A 15,115-nucleotide genomic window follows, 5' to 3' on the forward strand; every position below is an offset into this window, starting at 1 on the left:
TCCACTGCCCCCATATGACCCTGAAAGGTGCTGTTGGAAAGTTGGGGCAGTAGGAAGAGTGACGTGAAATAGTCACAGCCATGGGTATCTTCCCCGGTCGTCATTTCCCCGTGACATTATTCTGTGGGCAGTGGGTGGTACTGCCGCTACGGGGTGAGCTACCGCGCTCTGGCGGAAATGATGACTTCAGCGGGGCGTGCTGGTCGATCACACCACGATCTATCGCTGGTCCAGAAATACGCCCCTGAGCTGGACAAGCAAACACGGTGGTACCGGCAGGTACCTGACTGGCAGGCCAGTTCCTGGCGGGTGGATGAGACCTCTATCGGGCGATCACCGATGGTGGCCAGCCCCTGGACTTTTACCTCTCTCCGAAGCAGAACGTGGCCGCAGCGAAGTGTCTCCTGGCCAAGGCCGTCAGATCCAATGCGTCAGCCGAGTATCCCAGAGTGATCAACGGCGATAAAGCACCCTCCCTAGCTAGGGCAATCGCCGAGTTGAAGTCAGAGGGAATCTGCCCGCCAACAGTGGAACACCGGCAGGTGAAATACCTCAACAACATCCTGGAAGGCGACCATGGTCGGCTGAAGCGGATCCTCGGGCCGAAAGGGATGGAGGCGATGTACTCATTGCGGAAAGGGCAAGGTGTGATGTTTGCCTACGGGCAACCGACCCCGGACGCGGTGATCGTCAACCGGGTCTTCGAGACGGCCTAACAACGCCCACACGCAGCGGCCATCAGGGAATGAGAAACTGAGTCTTCGCTGCTCTCCGCCCAACTTTGCAACAACACCTTCTAGTCGCTGTTCTTCTGCTTAGTGCGCAGCATATCCATGCTCATCACGGCGCCGATGATGGCGGCGTGATGTTGCTCATTGAGGCCCGGCGTGATGCGCAGGCGATACGTGTTTTTGCCCATGAAGAAATTACCCATGCCAGTCCATTCGTTAGAGACGTCAGCAAGCAGGCGATCTTCTGAAGTGATGGAAAGATTCCAATCCCAGAAGTCGCCGTGAATTTCGACGTCGGCAAAGCCCTCCATGGTCAAGTCCAACTTTGTCTTGAGCATGGAGAAACGCTTGGTAATGACGGCCATGGGCTTTTCGATTCCCGGCAAGTGCACCTCATAGGTATCCCGCAGAAAATTCGGCGGGTCCGAAATCGTCATGACCGTCTGTAGCGGGTTGCCTTCAGCATCCGTGATGGCAACCTCCAAGCTGCGAGAGGATTTAAACACCATGTCTTTGAGACTGGTGGACTGAAGGATGGTGCCCACAGGGGTGCCGTCTAGATCGGTGATCATGAACTGATCGTTGAGGAAGGACTTGGTCTGGGTAATTACGAGCTCGTCAAGTGTGAATAAATTTTGCGTCATACCAGCCACTGTAGGGAAGCTGCTGGTTTTATTCCTCCTCCCTAGGGGTGGTTTTCTGCTGGCGCATGAGTTCTTGCGCCTCTTCATATGCTCGGGCGCGGTGGGAGGTCATGGTTTGGGCGAAGATCTGCACCCAGTTCTTGTTCTTCTGCGCCAATGGGCCAGAGGGTTCGGTGGTGGTCCAGGTGCCGTCCTCAAAAAGCCAGATGATGTCGCGTGTATGTGGATCCATGACATAAAAGGCCCGGCCGTCGGTCTTTACGTTGTGGTGGTGCTGGCATAAGCAGGCGAGGTTTGCCGGGGCGGTCGGCCCGCCGTCCGCGTGGTTGATGCGGTGATCCTTCTGGCAGGCAGATGCCGGGCGGTTGCAGCCGGGGTAGCGGCAGGTGCCGTCGAAACCTTCCAGGTACGCGGCCATGGCCGCGGGAGTGACATAGCCCTTGACCTCGTGGTTAGGGTCCATCTCCCGGATTTTGGTGTAGGGCAGCGCATTGGAGCGCGCCGGGTCGAGCCAGCCCACGGATTCGATAAACGTCGGGGAATTGGGCACGTCGGTGGCCTTGTAGGCGTTGAGGATGATCTCGGGGGCTTGGGTGCGGCCGGTGAGGAGTGCAACGGCGGCGTCGGCAAGCGAGCAATCTAGCTCCAGCGCGGTCTGCCGGACGCACTTATCGACGCTCGCGATAACCGCCGGGTCCGCACTCAAAGTCACCGCCGAGGTGTTATCGCCCCAATTTTCCATGGTGTAGCGCGGCTGTGTAGGGCCCTGGGTGACGGCTAGCGTGTCATCGGCGAGGTTGATGAGCTCGTTGAGCTTGCGCTTGATCTGCGCCTGTGTGCGCATGGCCTGGTTGGGCCGGGTAGGGGTGAGGTAAGCGGTGAGCTGCTCATCGATGCGCGCCACCACCTCTGGCGTCGGATTGCCCAAGCGGTTGAGGGACTTATTGATGGCGATAATCCGGTCGAGGTCCAAGTGATAGAGGCGGTGCTGCAGCGCTTGGAGCTCGGGCAGCTCTTCCAAGCGGTGCAGCGCCATGAGGATATGGCCAATCCGGCCTTCATTAACGCCGGTGGTGCGGTAGAGGGATTGGGTAACTAATTCGAAATCAGAATCGAGATCCGGGACTTGGCTCACCCAGAACTCGTATTCCGCCTTTCGCATCTCAAAGGCTAAGCGTGTGGTGGGGTCGGTGGTGTTGGTCGTGGAAAAGTAGGGTTCTTCCATGGCGCATCGTACCTAAATAATCGTGTGAACTTGTGTACGATTCACACCTTATAACACCCCTCGGACACGAGCCTTTTTCTTCGCATTGAGCCAGCTCAGGAGCTATATTCCGGATCTTTAGTGGGGAGGGGATTTTCGCTGCTTTGTGCCGCGTGTTTCTTGTCCTGCTTGCGCATGAATCGCAGGCCCCAGATAATAAGCGCCCACGTGATGAGGGCGATAACGAGGATGGTCGCCGGCCATTCACCCGCAATCATGGTCGAGCCATTGAACAAGGTATGTAGGGCAATACCGGCCAGCCAGAATCCGGCCACCTGCCAGTACCCGTGGCGCGCGCCCGCATAGAGCTTGCCGACGCCCCATGCCGCAACCCCCGTATACAGTGCATGGCTAAAGGCGCCAACGAAGAATCGTCCGGTACCGGTAATGATGACGCCCCAGAGGTCGCCGTCCAAGTTATCGATGGCCGCGTGGAGGATGAACGGCACATTTTCCATGGCATCAAAACCAAGGCCTATGGCCATGCCGATCGCGGCGGCTTGGTAGGGATGCCGCACGTTCTTAAAGGCTGCAACGATAATGACAACGCCGAGGAGCTTGATGGTTTCTTCCGGAAGCGGTGAGTAGAAGGCCGCGTCTAGGTGGGTGAGTCCCAGCTTGTTTGAAATTCCCACCATCTGGTCGTTGAGGCTTACCACCACCGGCTGGGCGAGCGCGCCCCAGAGGATGCCCTGCCACATCGGCCGCGGCCTAAACCACCAGAATCCCAGTCCAAGCGTCAGGCCCGCACAGATGAGCGCGCCGAGGAGTCCGACCTCGGTAAAACGGCGATCAACAAAGAAAAAGCCGGAAACTACCAGGCCGAAAGCGATAGATAGCCAGTACAGATTCTTCATGCCTTTTCTACCTCCTGGGCAAGTTCTGCAGCGCGCGGTCCGCGCAGGGAGAGGAACGTGGTGGGGCCATCGCCCTCGATGCTGATGGCTACGAGGTCGCCATCGCTAAGCGTGCGCTTATCCCCGTCGCGGTCGATGTCTCCTTCCGGCATGGCCGTACCTTCACCCATTGCCCGGAGGTAGCGCCGAGTGGCTTGGTCTTTGTCCTGTACACCGACTTCTTTAGCGCGGATCTGGGTGCCGTCACAGTCCCAGCGTGGTTCACTGCTGGTGGAGCCATCTTCTTCCGTGCAGGATAATCCGGGGATGCGGGCCTTTCCGGCCTGCACCTCAGAGGTGGGGTTGTCATACATGTCTGGCAGGAGCGCATTGGTGCCGTAGATGGCGCCAAATACTACGCCCGCCGCGAGGATGAGTGGTGTGCTTTTCATGCCTTCAACGCTAGGTACGCACTGCTCAGCGCGGTATCCTCCGCGGGGAGGATTAGGCCTGCCGCAGGGAGGATTTCTTCCCCATAAGTTTCCTTAAGCCCTGTGATAGGTTGGGTGCGTGTTTGAGGAGCTAGAGGCAGAAGCAGAAGCAAAAGACGAGCCCAGCCGCGTCTGGTGGCAATGGTGGGCACCCATCGCCATCGCTGCTGTTTTCATCGTTATTCCGCCCGCTGTCTACCACCTTGTCCCCGGCCTTGCCCTGCTCATCCTCATGGCCGTGCTGACGGTGATCATTGCTCTTGTCGACGGCGCCACTTTCCGCGCCTCCTGGACCATCTTCTGTGTGGCTGGGCTGGCCTATTTTGCCGCCATGTCACTGTATTTCAATGAAGGAACGTGGATTTACCTCCCAGTGTTTGTTTTCCTGGCATGGGCCGCGAGCAAGCTGGGTGCCGTGGTGGGCTCTAAGGCAGGGAAGAGCTAATGGAGACGTGGCGCCTAGAGCACCCCGAGGTGGGCACCATCGAGGTGCAGCGCGGGTATGATGCCGAGTTCGCTGAGTTAGGCGAGTGGCCTAAGAAAGCGAAGGACTTCACCCCGGTTCCAGGCGATGCCACCCTGCCGGAACGCCTCCGGCTCTGGCGGAAGAACCCGAGCCCACGCTTGCAGATTGTGGTGAACGGTCAGGTACGCAGCCGCCACGATCGGCCGCGTGGGGGCCGCTATTCGCTTAAGAAGAAGATCGAAAAAGACCTCACCCTGCTCGAGAACTCCGCCCCGCGCAGCAAACCTTATCTGGACATTCAGGCATCACCCTTTGGCGAACTTTTAGATGTGTACTACCGCAATGGCGAGGAAGCAGTCGCCCTCGACCCGCCGGCCGGCTCCTTGGGGGAGAAGCGCCGCCATGCCATGGAGGAAAGTTCCTTCAAGCGGGTGCTGTATCCGCTTCTGGGCGGGCTGGGCAAGTCCGGCTGGGCCATTGGCGTTATCGTGCTCGGCCCGATTATCAGCCGCATTTTGTCCCGGTTGCTTCCGGATTGGGAGCTGCCGGACATCAACCTGCCGGATATCGCGCTCCCCGTACCGGAGTTTCCGCAGATAGAGTTGCCGGTGCCGAATTTCGACTTCAACATCGACATCGATCCGCCCGACTGGCTCGTATTCCTTATGGATTACAGCAAGGTGTGGGTACCGCTCATCATCGCCATCGTGGTGGGCATTCAGGCCGTGCGCAATGCCAAGAAATCAGAGGAAAAGAAGCACCAGTGGCAACAGGATGGCGCGTATGCTGACGGCCATGAAGATTCACGGCGCGATTGATGCGGAGGGTCGGTGCAAGCATTGGCATTCCCCGCTGGATGTGGTGGCCAATAAGTGCGCCACCTGCCGCGAGTATTTTGCCTGCGCGCTGTGCCACGCCGAGCTTACTGAGCATGAGTTTGGGCCCATGCTTGTCGACGCCCCCTCGGTCCTCTGCGGCGCTTGCCACACCGAAATGAACTATCATGCCTACTCCGCCGCGCCTGCGTGTCCCCACTGTGGGCATAAATTTAATCCCGGCTGCAGTGCGCATGCCGGGATCTATTTTCAGCTAGACCGCTAAGCGGTCCGGCCAAGTCAGGGTCTTAGAAGGAAGACAGCTGCTGTAGCTGCTGGATCTGCGGGATCTGTGGCAGCTGGAACTGGGATACGGCGTTCTGGGCAATCTTGGCCGCGTCCGGGATGCGGAAGGTCTGGCCTAGGAAGGGGACGTCAACAGTCGGCTGGCCAGGGATGGTGCCCAGCTCGATGACCTTGGCGTTCTTAGCTGGCGCCGGGGCAGGGGCCGGTGCCGGGGCCGGCTTTGGTGCGGGAGCATTGCCGCGCTGGCCGCCGGTGTTGACCGGCTTGCCCTGGCCGGTGGTGCCGTTTAGGCCGCAGCGGGCAATGGCCTCATCCATGCGGCCGATGGCGCCGCGGACCTCGTTGCCACGTGGGTGCACGGTGGCAACGGCGAGGGCCTGGGACTTCTTCTGGTTGTAGTCAGCGGAGTTGGTCCAGTACTGCTGTGCCTGGGAGCAGGAAATCTGGCCGGCAGGCATCTTGTCGAGGAGATTATCAACGGCGTCGGCATGGGCAGCGGCAGGGGCGGCGAGGGTTACGGTCAGGGCGGTAGCTGCAGAAAGCAGCGCGGACTTACGTGCAAAGCTCATGCCAGACATCTTGCCACATTTGTTACGCCTGTGACAGGCCGAGGAAGCGATTGACCAGGCTGCGGTAGGCGCGGACGGTGAGCTCGAGGTCCTCTAGGTAGAGGTGCTCGTCGTGGCTGTGCAGCTGCGAATTGGCACTGGCCATATCGCGGCCCTCGGCGTGCATGGCAAAGCCATAGGCATTGCCGCCCTTGCGGCGGGCGAAGCGCAGATCGGAGCCGCCGGTGGCGTGAACTGGGACAACGTCCTTGTCGGGGAAGAATTCCTTGGAGGTGGCCTCAATGGCCCGCCATAGCTCGGTATCGGTGGAGGATTGCGTGGCATCTTCGGTGATGAGGTGCTCGATTTCTACCTCATCGGCCATGTCCCCGAGAGCGCTGCGCAGGAAGTCATCCAGATCCTCTTGGGTCTGGCCGGGGAAGGGGCGCACATCCATTTCCAGGTAAGCGTGCGAAGGCAGCACGTTGATGGCGCCGCCCGCGCGCAGGACGGTCTCGGCGATGGTGGTGTGGCTAAAGGCGTGGGCGTAGGCGTCGAGGTTGCCGAACTTGGAGTAGTCCCCCGTGCCGTCGATAAGCTCTTGCTCCGTCTGGGGATCAAACTTGAAGGTGCGCACGAAGCCCTCCCAGATCTCATTGGAAGCCGTGGGCGGCTCAGCGGCGGCGATGCGGCGGGCCACCTCACCGATCTTTACGATGGCAAAGTCCTTGCCATAAGGGGTGGAGCCATGGCCGGCATCGCCATGTACGTGCAGGCGGCGCTGACCGGCGCCCTTTTCTCCCACGTTGAAGCCCACCGCGCCGGGCAGGTGGCTGCCGCCGGTCTCAGACAGGCAGTTCTTCCAGGAAAAGGCGTCGGGATGGTTCTCGGACATGAAGCGCACGCCAAGGCCGCCGCGGGCCTCTTCATCGGCCATGCCGACGAAGGCGAGGGTGCCGCCCGTGTTACCGGCGCGGGCGACCTCGCGCGTGACGGCGGCCATGGTGGCGGTAATAAAGAGCATGTCTACGGAACCGCGGCCGTAAAGCTTGCCATCCTCGATAAGCGCCTCGAAAGGCGGCTTGGTCCACTTCGGCTCATCTACGGGGACGACGTCCGTGTGGCCCATGAGGGTGAGCGGTTCCTTGTCCGGATCGCCGGGGACGGTCACCACGATGGAGACGCGGCCCGGGTGGGACTCGAAGCGCTCAATCTGCACGTCTTCGCCCGCGAAGAATTTCTCCAGGCTATCCGCATTGCGTACCTCGTGGCCGGAATCCGGCGTGAGGTCATTAACGCAGGCATTGCGGATCAGCTCTTGGAGGAGGGAGAGGGTGTCATCATAAAGCGTCATGCCCCCCGAGGGTAGTTCCGTACAGATTTATATGTGGTTTTAACCAAAGTTGAACGCCGTTCAAGTAGGGTTTACCACCATGAGCATCGTTGACATCGCCCGTGAGAAAGCCCTAGAGCAAGGCAAAGGCCTCAACCAGGAAGAGCTACTGCAGGTACTGCAGGTTCCGGATTCCCAGCTGGAGGAGATCGCCGATATTGCCCACCAGACCCGCCTGAAGTGGTGTGGCCCAGACGTATCGGTGGAAGGCATTATCTCCATTAAGACCGGCGGCTGCCCAGAAGATTGCCACTTCTGCTCCCAGTCCGGCCTTTTTGAGTCCCCGGTGCGCGCCGTGCGCCTGAACATTCCGGAACTGGTGGAGGCGGCACAGAAGACCGCTAAGTCCGGCGCTACCGAGTTCTGCATTGTTGCCGCGGTGAAGTCCCCGGACGATCGTTTGCTGGACCAGGTGGGCGAGGCGATTGCCGCGATTAATGACGCCGTCGATATTGAGATTTCTTGCTCGCTAGGCACCCTGACCCGCGAGCAGGCGCAGCGCCTGAAGGATATGGGAGCGCAGCGCTATAACCACAACCTGGAGACCTCCCGTTCCTTCTTCCCTAATGTGGTTACCACCCACACCTGGGAGGAGCGCAAGCAGACCCTCGATTATGTGCGCGAGGTGGGCATGGAGGTCTGCTGCGGCGGCATCATCGGCATGGGTGAGTCCCTGGAGCAGCGCGCTGAGTTTGCAGTGCAGCTGGCAGAGATTGACCCGTGCGAGGTACCGATGAACTTCCTCGACCCGCGCCCTGGCACCCCTTTCGCGGACCGCCCGCTGGTTCCCTTGGGAGAGGGCCTGCGCGCCGTGGCGGCGTTCCGCCTGGCCATGCCGTCTACCACCTTGCGCTTTGCTGGTGGCCGCGAGCTTTCGCTTGGCGACGACGGCACTGAGCGCGGCCTCCTCGGCGGCATCAACGCCATTATCGCCGGTAACTACCTGACCACCCTGGGCCAGCAGATTGAAAAGGATGTGGACATGTTGAACCGCATCGACCTGCCGATTAAGGCCCTATAGTGCCTGGTTTATCCGAGCCAACATCCGAATTGGCTGCCGCCGTGCTGGCTGGGGATGAGCCGATTTTCCATCCGAATACCGGCAAGCCGATCGAAGAGGTCTTCACGCTGCACCCCGCGGCTGCAGCCGGCCTCGACGTGCCGCGCTACTGCCAGATCTGTGGCCGCCGCATGGTGGCCCAGGTGCGCCCCGATGGCTGGCATACTAAGTGCTCGCGCCACGGGGAGCTGGATTCGGAGTGGCTTTATGTAGAGCACCTGCCCGAAAGCTAGCATCGGGGGCATGGATCCAGCCGTCTCCCTTGCCCACCAGTCTGCGCTGCGCTCGATCGCGCGAGTGGTCGAAGAATCGGCGCCGCATACGGAGGAAGGGAAGGCCTTAGGGACGTCGTAAAGCAGCTGCGCGAGGGCCCAGTGATGGTGCTAACCGGGGCAGGGGTGTCTACGGACTCGGGCGTGCCGGACTATCGGGGGCCGCGCGGCTCGCTCAGTAGGCACCGGCCGATGACCTATCAGGAATTTCGCCACGACCCGGCCGCAAGCCATAGGTATTGGGCCCGCAGCTTTGTGGGGTGGCGGGTCATGGATTCCGCGGTGCCGAATCGCACGCACTATGCGCTCGTGGAACTGGAGCGCGCCGGGCTGGTCAATGGCGTGGTCACGCAAAACGTGGATGGCCTGCATAAACAGGCGGGAACCGCGAACTTGGTGGCACTGCATGGCGACATGGAAACCGTCGTGTGCTTAATGTGTGGGCAGCGGGAGGCGCGGCCGCACTTCGATGCGCGCTTGGCCGCAGCAAATCCGGGGTACTTGGAGCGCCTCGTCGTGGAGGCGGACCAAGTGAACCCGGACGGTGACGTGACGCTTGATGAAGCTGACGTGGCTGCGTTCCGCATGGCAGGGTGCGAGCGCTGTGGTTCTGCATTATTGAAGCCGGACGTGGTCTACTTTGGTGAGCCCGTGCCGCCCGAGCGCCGCGATGCCGCTTTTGCCGTGCTAGGCCAGGCCCGCTCGCTGATGGTTGCTGGCTCCTCGCTGGCGGTTATGAGCGGATACCGCTTTGTGCTGGAGGCAAAGAAGCAGGGCAAGCGCGTGGCCGTCATCAATGGCGGGCCCGGCCGGGGCGATCAGAAGGTGGATACGCTGTGGCGCACGCAGGTAGGTCCCGCCTTCGATGCGCTGCTCGATGAGCTGGGGCTATAACTAGCGCGGGATGCTTTCCACCAGTTCCAAAATGGTGCGCACGATTGCACGGACGCGCTTATCCATCGGCATATCCTCATGCATGACCATCGCGAGGCGGTCGAAGTCTTGGACATAAATATTGCGGACCGTGCCCTCTGCGACGCCGCGGGGGTCGAGGAAGCAGGTCTCGGGTGGGACCACGACGGCATCAGACCGGGTGGCAATGCAGGTATAGCTCACGCCGGATTCCAGATCGCCGTCCCGGTTGGTTTCGCGCAGCGCCTCACTGCCGACGACCTGGTCCATGCCCGCCGGCCCGAACCAACCATCGATGACGGAGCGCATTACCGCTTCTTGGCGCGGGGTGCGAATGAGGCGGCTGACGATGCCACCATAGGTGGTGCCGTGGTTCGGCGCGCTGATGCACATCAGGTGCAGGACGTTTTCGGCGCCGCCAATCATTCGCATCCAATAGCGGGCAAGCAGCCCGCCCTGCGAGTGGCCGATGAGGATGACCTTGTCCGCGCCGGTGACTGCGCGCACGACATCAATATAGGCGCCAAGCTCCTTCGCGGATTCCGCGAGGGGCTGGGTAGCGCGGTGCCCATAATCGGGGGCGAAGACGGCCCAGCCGTCCTGGCGCAGTTCATTGCCTAGGAGCTGCCATACGCCTTTGGTATCGCAGGTGCCGTGGATGAGGATGACTGGCCAGGGGCGCTGTGCGGTGGGACGCGCGCTCCAGTCATCTTCAAAGACGCCGCGCGGCTTAATGCGGGCACCAAGGGGAAGGGTAGCGGCGGCATCGGCGTCGAGGGCGGTATCGCCGGGGCTGGTCTTGATCTTCTGGGCTTTGATGAGGTCCGCAATCTCGGCCGCGACCTCCTCGCGTAGTGCTGTGGCTTCGGCAGGGGAGGCGATGCCGCGACGCGGGGAATCGGTCAATTCCTTCTCATTGGCACGCCAGAATTTGCGGAGTTGCTCGGAAATGGTGGATTTCAACTCAGCCATGGTTCCGGATTGTACTCGTTATTGCAGGTTAACTGTGTTTTTATCAGGGGTGAAGAAATTTATGGGCAAACCCTTGACCATCCTACGAAAGGTTTATAAACTTAGGCTTGCCTAATCACGGGCGGTGCCTGCAGGAGGGTGCGCTCCATTCCCTCCTTGGGTACCGAGAGATTAGTCATGGGGAGAAGGCCCGCCGATGTGCTGTCGGCGGGCCTTCGTTGTGGATAAAGGGCGGTTCCCGGCCTGAAGAAAAGGTGGCGCACAAGGGGTGTAAAGGAAATATAAAAATTGCGAGCGAGAGGCGTAAAGATAGCGCAAAGATTGCCTAGGGCAGCGGGGGTGTGGTCCTAACGTTTGTGCGTAGCAGGTGCTGCCTTGGTACCGGCACCTGGCAGGCATATCTGTCAGGCACAGGAAAGTTTCACTCGCACAAGGGGGTTTCCCACATGTTAGACATCGTGGCAATCCTGATAGCCATCCTGACGGTTGGCTGTCCCTCCGTCCTCAACGAGCTTCTGGACGGTGATGCATAACCATGAACACCATTACAGCGGTCATTGGCCTCGTCATTGTTGTGGCCTTGGTGACCTACCTCATCATTTCCTTAGTTGATCCGGAGCGTTTCGCATGATCGCCGGCATTGGGGCGGTGTTACCGCAGTTCCTCGCCCTCGTTGTCTTGCTCGCGGCGGCATATGTTCCTTTGGGCAATTGGATCGCACGCAGCTACACCTCTGACAAGGACTGGGCGATAGAGCGTGCGGTGTATAAGGTCCTGCGCGTTGACCCAAACCGCGGGCATAACAGCAAGAATTACAGCCGTGCATTGCTTGGTTTCAGCTTGGCATCCGTACTCGTTCTTTACGCGGTGCAGCGCCTACAAACCGTTTTGCCTAGCTTTGGCAATTCCCGCTCCGCAGCGGTGGAACCGTGGATGGCGTTTAATACCGCGGCGTCATTCGTGTCCAATACCAACTGGCAGTCCTATTCGGGCGAAGAAACCCTGAGCAATGGTGCGCAGATGCTTGGCCTGACCGTTCAGAACTTCGCCTCCGCGGCTGTTGGCATGTGTGTGGCGGTTGCGCTCATTCGCGGTATCGGTCACTTGGGATATAGCCGTGACAAGCTGGGCTCTGAGAGCGGACAGCACCTCATCGGAAATTTCTGGGTTGACCTCACCCGCGGTTTGGTGCGCATTCTTTTGCCGCTTTCTCTATTGATTTCCTTCGTCCTCATCTTGGGCGGAACCATGCAAACCTTCGGGTCCAACCTGGTGAGCTCCGCGGGCGTGGATATTCCGCGCGCTCCGGTAGCTAGCCAGGAGGCAATTAAACTGCTGGGAACCAATGGTGGTGGCATCTTCGGCGCCAACTCGGCGCACCCTTTTGAGAACCCCACTGGTTTTACCAACCTCGTGGAAATCTTTTCTTTGCTGGTTATCTCTTTCTGCTTTATCCGTGCCTACGGAGTAATGCTGAAATCCCAAAAGCATGCATGGACCCTGCTTGGCGTCATCGGCGGCATTTGGACCGTAATGGTTGCTTTGGTGGTATGGGCGCAGCACACTACCACCGGTGCGGCAGCCCAAGCCGCGGGCGGCAACTTGGAGGGCATCGAACAGCGCCTAGGTATTGACGCTTCCGCACTCTTTGCGGTGTCTACCACGGGCACTTCTACCGGTGCGGTCGATTCGATGCACGATAGCTATTCACCATTGGGTGGCGGCTTGTTGATCCTCAATATGCTCCTGGGCGAAATTGCACCGGGCGGCGTGGGCACTGGCCTCTACGGTCTGCTGATGGTGGCAATCCTCGCCGTCTTTATCGGCGGCCTGCTCGTTGGGCGCACACCGGAGTTCATGGGCAATAAGGTCGGCCGCAAGGAAATCTCCGCGGTGAGCCTGTACATCCTCACCATGCCGGTCCTCGTCCTGGTAGGCGTGGGGGCATCGGTGGCTCAGCGCAAGCTGGTGGAGCTTTCCGCGACCAACTTCGGCGCGCCGGGAACCCCGGATAACGCGCACGGTCTCTCCGAGGTGCTCTATGCCTTTACCTCGGCGTCGAATAATAACGGCTCGGCCTTCGCGGGCCTGACGGTAACCGAGCCCTGGTGGCAAGTCACCCTCGGTATCGCCATGCTGTTGGGCCGCTTTCTACCCATCGTTTTCACCCTGTACTTGGCGGGCAGCCTAGCCGGTCAACGCCGGCAGGCCACTACCGCCGGCAGCTTGCCGACGTCCGGCGTGACCTTCGCGCTGCTTACCATCGGCGTCATTGTGTTGGTCGCCGCCCTTACCTTCTTCCCCGTTCTTACCTTGGGTCCCATTTCGGAGGCACTCTCATGACAACACCAACTATGACCACTGAGCAACGCACTCCTCAGCGCCCTGCCACCAAAAACAGTGGGTTGGCTGCGGCAGCGTTAAAGTCGTTGCCGCACAAGATGTCCCCACTCGCCCAAGCCCGCAACCCCGTCATGTTCGTGGTGTGGGTAGGTGCCGCGCTGACTACCCTGTGGTCCATCTTTAGCCCCAGCGTTTATGGCTGGGTGGTAACCGTATGGTTGTGGTTTACCATTGCGTTCGCGGCGTTTGCTGAGGCATATGCCGAAGGCCGCGGTAAAGCCCAAGCGGATAGCTTGCGCGCCGTGCGTGATGACGCCACCGCTAACCTGGTTACCGATGGCGGCATCGAGGTCATTGCCGCTTCTGAGCTCACCAAGGGCGCTATCGTGCGCGTGGAGGCCGGAGAAACTATCCCGGGTGACGGCGACGTCATTGAAGGCGCGGCAACCGTCGATGAATCTGCCATTACCGGCGAGTCTGCTCCCGTGGTTCGCGAGGCCGGTGGCGATCGCTGTGCTGTAACCGGCGGAACCGTGGTCCTGTCTGATTCCATCTTGGTACAGATCACCTCGGAGCCGGGAGCAACCTTCGTCGATACGATGATTGCCTTGGTGGAGGGGGCGGAGCGACGCAAGACCCCGAATGAGATAGCGCTGAGCATCCTCCTGTCTACCTTGACTATCCTCTTCCTCATTGCGGTTACCGCACTGGCCCCAATGGGGTTGTTTACCGGCGCGGAGCTCTCTCCGCTCTCGCTGGTGGCCCTGTTGGTCTGCCTCATCCCAACCACCATCGCTGCCCTGCTGTCGGCGGTGGGAATCGCGGGAATGAACCGGCTAGTGCACCACAATGTTCTGGCTACGTCCGGACGCGCGGTAGAGGCGGCGGGCGACGTAGCGACCCTACTCATGGATAAAACCGGCACCATCACCTATGGCAACCGGCAGGCCACCGGGCTTATCGTTGCGCGCGGTGTCGATGAGCAGGAAGCTGCGGAGATAGCCCGCGTTGCTTCGGTTGCCGATGAGACCCCGGAGGGGCGCTCCATCGTGTCGTGGTTGACTGAAAACTACCACCTTTCTACCGCAGCAGGAGAGGAAGAAAAGACCGCTGAGGTCATTCCATTTAGCGCTTCTACCCGCATGTCTGGGCTTGACCTCAGAGGCCGAAAGCTGCGTAAAGGCGCCGGCGATGCTGTACGCCGGTGGGTAACCGAGGCGGGTGGCCACTGGCCGCAAGAAATTGAAGACTCCGTGACCCAGATTGCTGAAGGTGGTGGAACCCCGCTGCCCGTTGCTGTGGAAGAATCCGACGGCACCCGCAGGGTTATTGCGGTGGTGCAGCTCAGTGACGTCGTCAAGCCGGGCATGGCGGAGCGCTTCGCCGAACTGCGCCAGATGGGCATCAAAACCATCATGGTGACCGGCGATAACCCGTTGACGGCAGCGGCCATTGCTCAAGAGGCAGGCGTCGATGATTACATCGCGGAGGCCACCCCAGAAGACAAGCTGGCCAGGATCCGCGAGGAGCAGGCGCACGGCCGCATGGTCGCTATGACCGGTGACGGTACCAACGATGCGCCGGCGCTGGCGCAGGCGGACGTGGGTGTGGCCATGAATACTGGTACCTCTGCAGCGAAGGAAGCCGCCAACATGGTGGACTTGGATTCTGATCCGACCAAGCTTATCGATGTCGTGCGCATTGGCAAGCAGTTGCTCATCACCCGTGGGGCGCTTACCACCTTCTCTTTGGCCAATGACTTAGCGAAGTACTTCGCCATCTTGCCGGCCCTGTTTTCTACCCAGCTTCCGCACCTTGAGCGCCTCAACGTGATGCACCTGCACTCGCCGCAATCCGCCATTGTGTCTGCAGTGGTATTCAATGCGCTCATCATCGTTGCTCTTATCCCATTGGCGCTCAAGGGCGTGGCCTATAAGCCGGCCTCTGCCTCGTCCCTGCTCCGCCGTAACCTGGGCATTTGGGGACTGGGCGGCGTGATCACCCCATTCCTAGGCATCTGGCTCATTGACCAGGTAGTCAACCTGCTTCCAGGTATATAGAA

At 60.3% G+C, this 15,115-nt stretch carries 15 protein-coding genes and 2 pseudogenes; 10 read left to right on the forward strand and 7 right to left on the reverse strand.

The window, feature by feature from the left end; all coding sequences use genetic code 11:
- Window positions 1-80 precede the first annotated feature (80 nt).
- Window positions 81-716, forward strand: a pseudogene (locus tag MHK00_RS08865) (IS6 family transposase).
- Between the two features lie 80 nt (window positions 717-796).
- Here MHK00_RS08865 and MHK00_RS08870 read toward each other — a convergent pair.
- From MHK00_RS08870 to MHK00_RS08885, 4 genes are all read right to left on the reverse strand, one after another.
- Window positions 797-1,375: an LURP-one-related/scramblase family protein gene (locus MHK00_RS08870; protein WP_005326299.1), complete on the reverse strand. Its 579-nt coding sequence runs from the start codon at window positions 1,373-1,375 to the stop codon at window positions 797-799.
- A gap of 28 nt (window positions 1,376-1,403) precedes the next feature.
- Entirely contained in the window at window positions 1,404-2,600 is a 1,197-nt protein-coding gene (locus MHK00_RS08875) for an HNH endonuclease signature motif containing protein (RefSeq protein ID WP_250411405.1), read from the reverse strand.
- A gap of 95 nt (window positions 2,601-2,695) precedes the next feature.
- Entirely contained in the window at window positions 2,696-3,496 is an 801-nt protein-coding gene (locus MHK00_RS08880) for a PrsW family intramembrane metalloprotease (RefSeq protein WP_250411407.1), read from the reverse strand.
- Window positions 3,493-3,927: a hypothetical protein gene (locus MHK00_RS08885; protein ID WP_250411408.1), complete on the reverse strand. Its 435-nt coding sequence runs from the start codon at window positions 3,925-3,927 to the stop codon at window positions 3,493-3,495. Before MHK00_RS08885 ends, MHK00_RS08880 begins: the two co-directional genes overlap by 4 nt.
- A gap of 118 nt (window positions 3,928-4,045) precedes the next feature.
- Between MHK00_RS08885 and MHK00_RS08890 the strand changes: the two genes are divergently transcribed.
- From MHK00_RS08890 to MHK00_RS08900, 3 genes are read left to right on the forward strand one after another with little or no spacing between them, the layout of a single operon-like run.
- Window positions 4,046-4,411 (forward strand): heme transporter, encoded by a 366-nt coding sequence (locus MHK00_RS08890; protein ID WP_179387218.1) that lies wholly within the window; start codon window positions 4,046-4,048, stop codon window positions 4,409-4,411.
- Entirely contained in the window at window positions 4,411-5,250 is an 840-nt protein-coding gene (locus MHK00_RS08895) for a hypothetical protein (RefSeq protein WP_250411410.1), read from the forward strand. The genes MHK00_RS08890 and MHK00_RS08895 overlap by 1 nt, the downstream gene beginning before the upstream one ends.
- Window positions 5,228-5,533 carry a CHY zinc finger protein gene (locus MHK00_RS08900; RefSeq protein ID WP_250411412.1) on the forward strand — a complete coding sequence of 102 codons (306 nt, stop codon included), beginning with the start codon at window positions 5,228-5,230 and terminating at the stop codon, window positions 5,531-5,533. Before MHK00_RS08895 ends, MHK00_RS08900 begins: the two co-directional genes overlap by 23 nt.
- A gap of 22 nt (window positions 5,534-5,555) precedes the next feature.
- Here the strand turns inward: MHK00_RS08900 and MHK00_RS08905 are convergent, their stop codons facing one another.
- Together MHK00_RS08905 and MHK00_RS08910 are read right to left on the reverse strand one after the other, a co-directional pair.
- Window positions 5,556-6,122, reverse strand: a complete 567-nt coding sequence (locus tag MHK00_RS08905; protein ID WP_239454646.1) for a hypothetical protein — start codon at window positions 6,120-6,122, stop codon at window positions 5,556-5,558.
- A gap of 22 nt (window positions 6,123-6,144) precedes the next feature.
- Window positions 6,145-7,455 carry a M20/M25/M40 family metallo-hydrolase gene (locus MHK00_RS08910; RefSeq protein ID WP_250411414.1) on the reverse strand — a complete coding sequence of 437 codons (1,311 nt, stop codon included), beginning with the start codon at window positions 7,453-7,455 and terminating at the stop codon, window positions 6,145-6,147.
- A gap of 79 nt (window positions 7,456-7,534) precedes the next feature.
- On the opposite strand from MHK00_RS08910, the gene bioB reads away from it, so the two are divergent.
- The 3 genes and pseudogenes from bioB (at window position 7,535) to MHK00_RS08925 (ending at window position 9,720) form a co-directional block, all read left to right on the forward strand.
- On the forward strand, window positions 7,535-8,515 hold the full coding sequence (bioB, locus tag MHK00_RS08915) for a biotin synthase BioB (protein ID WP_250411415.1): 981 nt from the start codon (window positions 7,535-7,537) through the stop codon (window positions 8,513-8,515).
- Complete coding sequence (gene bsaP, locus MHK00_RS08920) at window positions 8,515-8,787, forward strand: biotin synthase auxiliary protein BsaP (RefSeq protein ID WP_150850254.1); 273 nt, start codon at window positions 8,515-8,517, stop codon at window positions 8,785-8,787. The genes bioB and bsaP overlap by 1 nt, the downstream gene beginning before the upstream one ends.
- A 10-nt stretch (window positions 8,788-8,797) precedes the next feature.
- Window positions 8,798-9,720: pseudogene (locus tag MHK00_RS08925) on the forward strand (Sir2 family NAD-dependent protein deacetylase).
- Here the strand turns inward: MHK00_RS08925 and MHK00_RS08930 are convergent.
- Window positions 9,721-10,710, reverse strand: a complete 990-nt coding sequence (locus tag MHK00_RS08930; RefSeq protein WP_250411417.1) for a lipase family alpha/beta hydrolase — start codon at window positions 10,708-10,710, stop codon at window positions 9,721-9,723.
- 535 nt (window positions 10,711-11,245) lie between these two features.
- Between MHK00_RS08930 and kdpF the strand changes: the two genes are divergently transcribed.
- From kdpF to kdpB, 3 genes are read left to right on the forward strand one after another with little or no spacing between them, the layout of a single operon-like run.
- Window positions 11,246-11,341 (forward strand): K(+)-transporting ATPase subunit F, encoded by a 96-nt coding sequence (kdpF, locus tag MHK00_RS08935; protein ID WP_005328272.1) that lies wholly within the window; start codon window positions 11,246-11,248, stop codon window positions 11,339-11,341.
- Window positions 11,338-13,053, forward strand: coding sequence for a potassium-transporting ATPase subunit KdpA (kdpA, locus tag MHK00_RS08940; RefSeq protein ID WP_005328265.1), 1,716 nt, complete (start codon window positions 11,338-11,340; stop codon window positions 13,051-13,053). Before kdpF ends, kdpA begins: the two co-directional genes overlap by 4 nt.
- Window positions 13,050-15,113, forward strand: coding sequence for a potassium-transporting ATPase subunit KdpB (kdpB, locus tag MHK00_RS08945; protein WP_250411419.1), 2,064 nt, complete (start codon window positions 13,050-13,052; stop codon window positions 15,111-15,113). The genes kdpA and kdpB overlap by 4 nt, the downstream gene beginning before the upstream one ends.
- Window positions 15,114-15,115 lie beyond the last annotated feature (2 nt).

Source organism: Corynebacterium tuberculostearicum, from assembly GCF_022347385.1.
Taxonomy (GTDB): Bacteria; Actinomycetota; Actinomycetes; order Mycobacteriales; family Mycobacteriaceae; genus Corynebacterium; species Corynebacterium tuberculostearicum_M.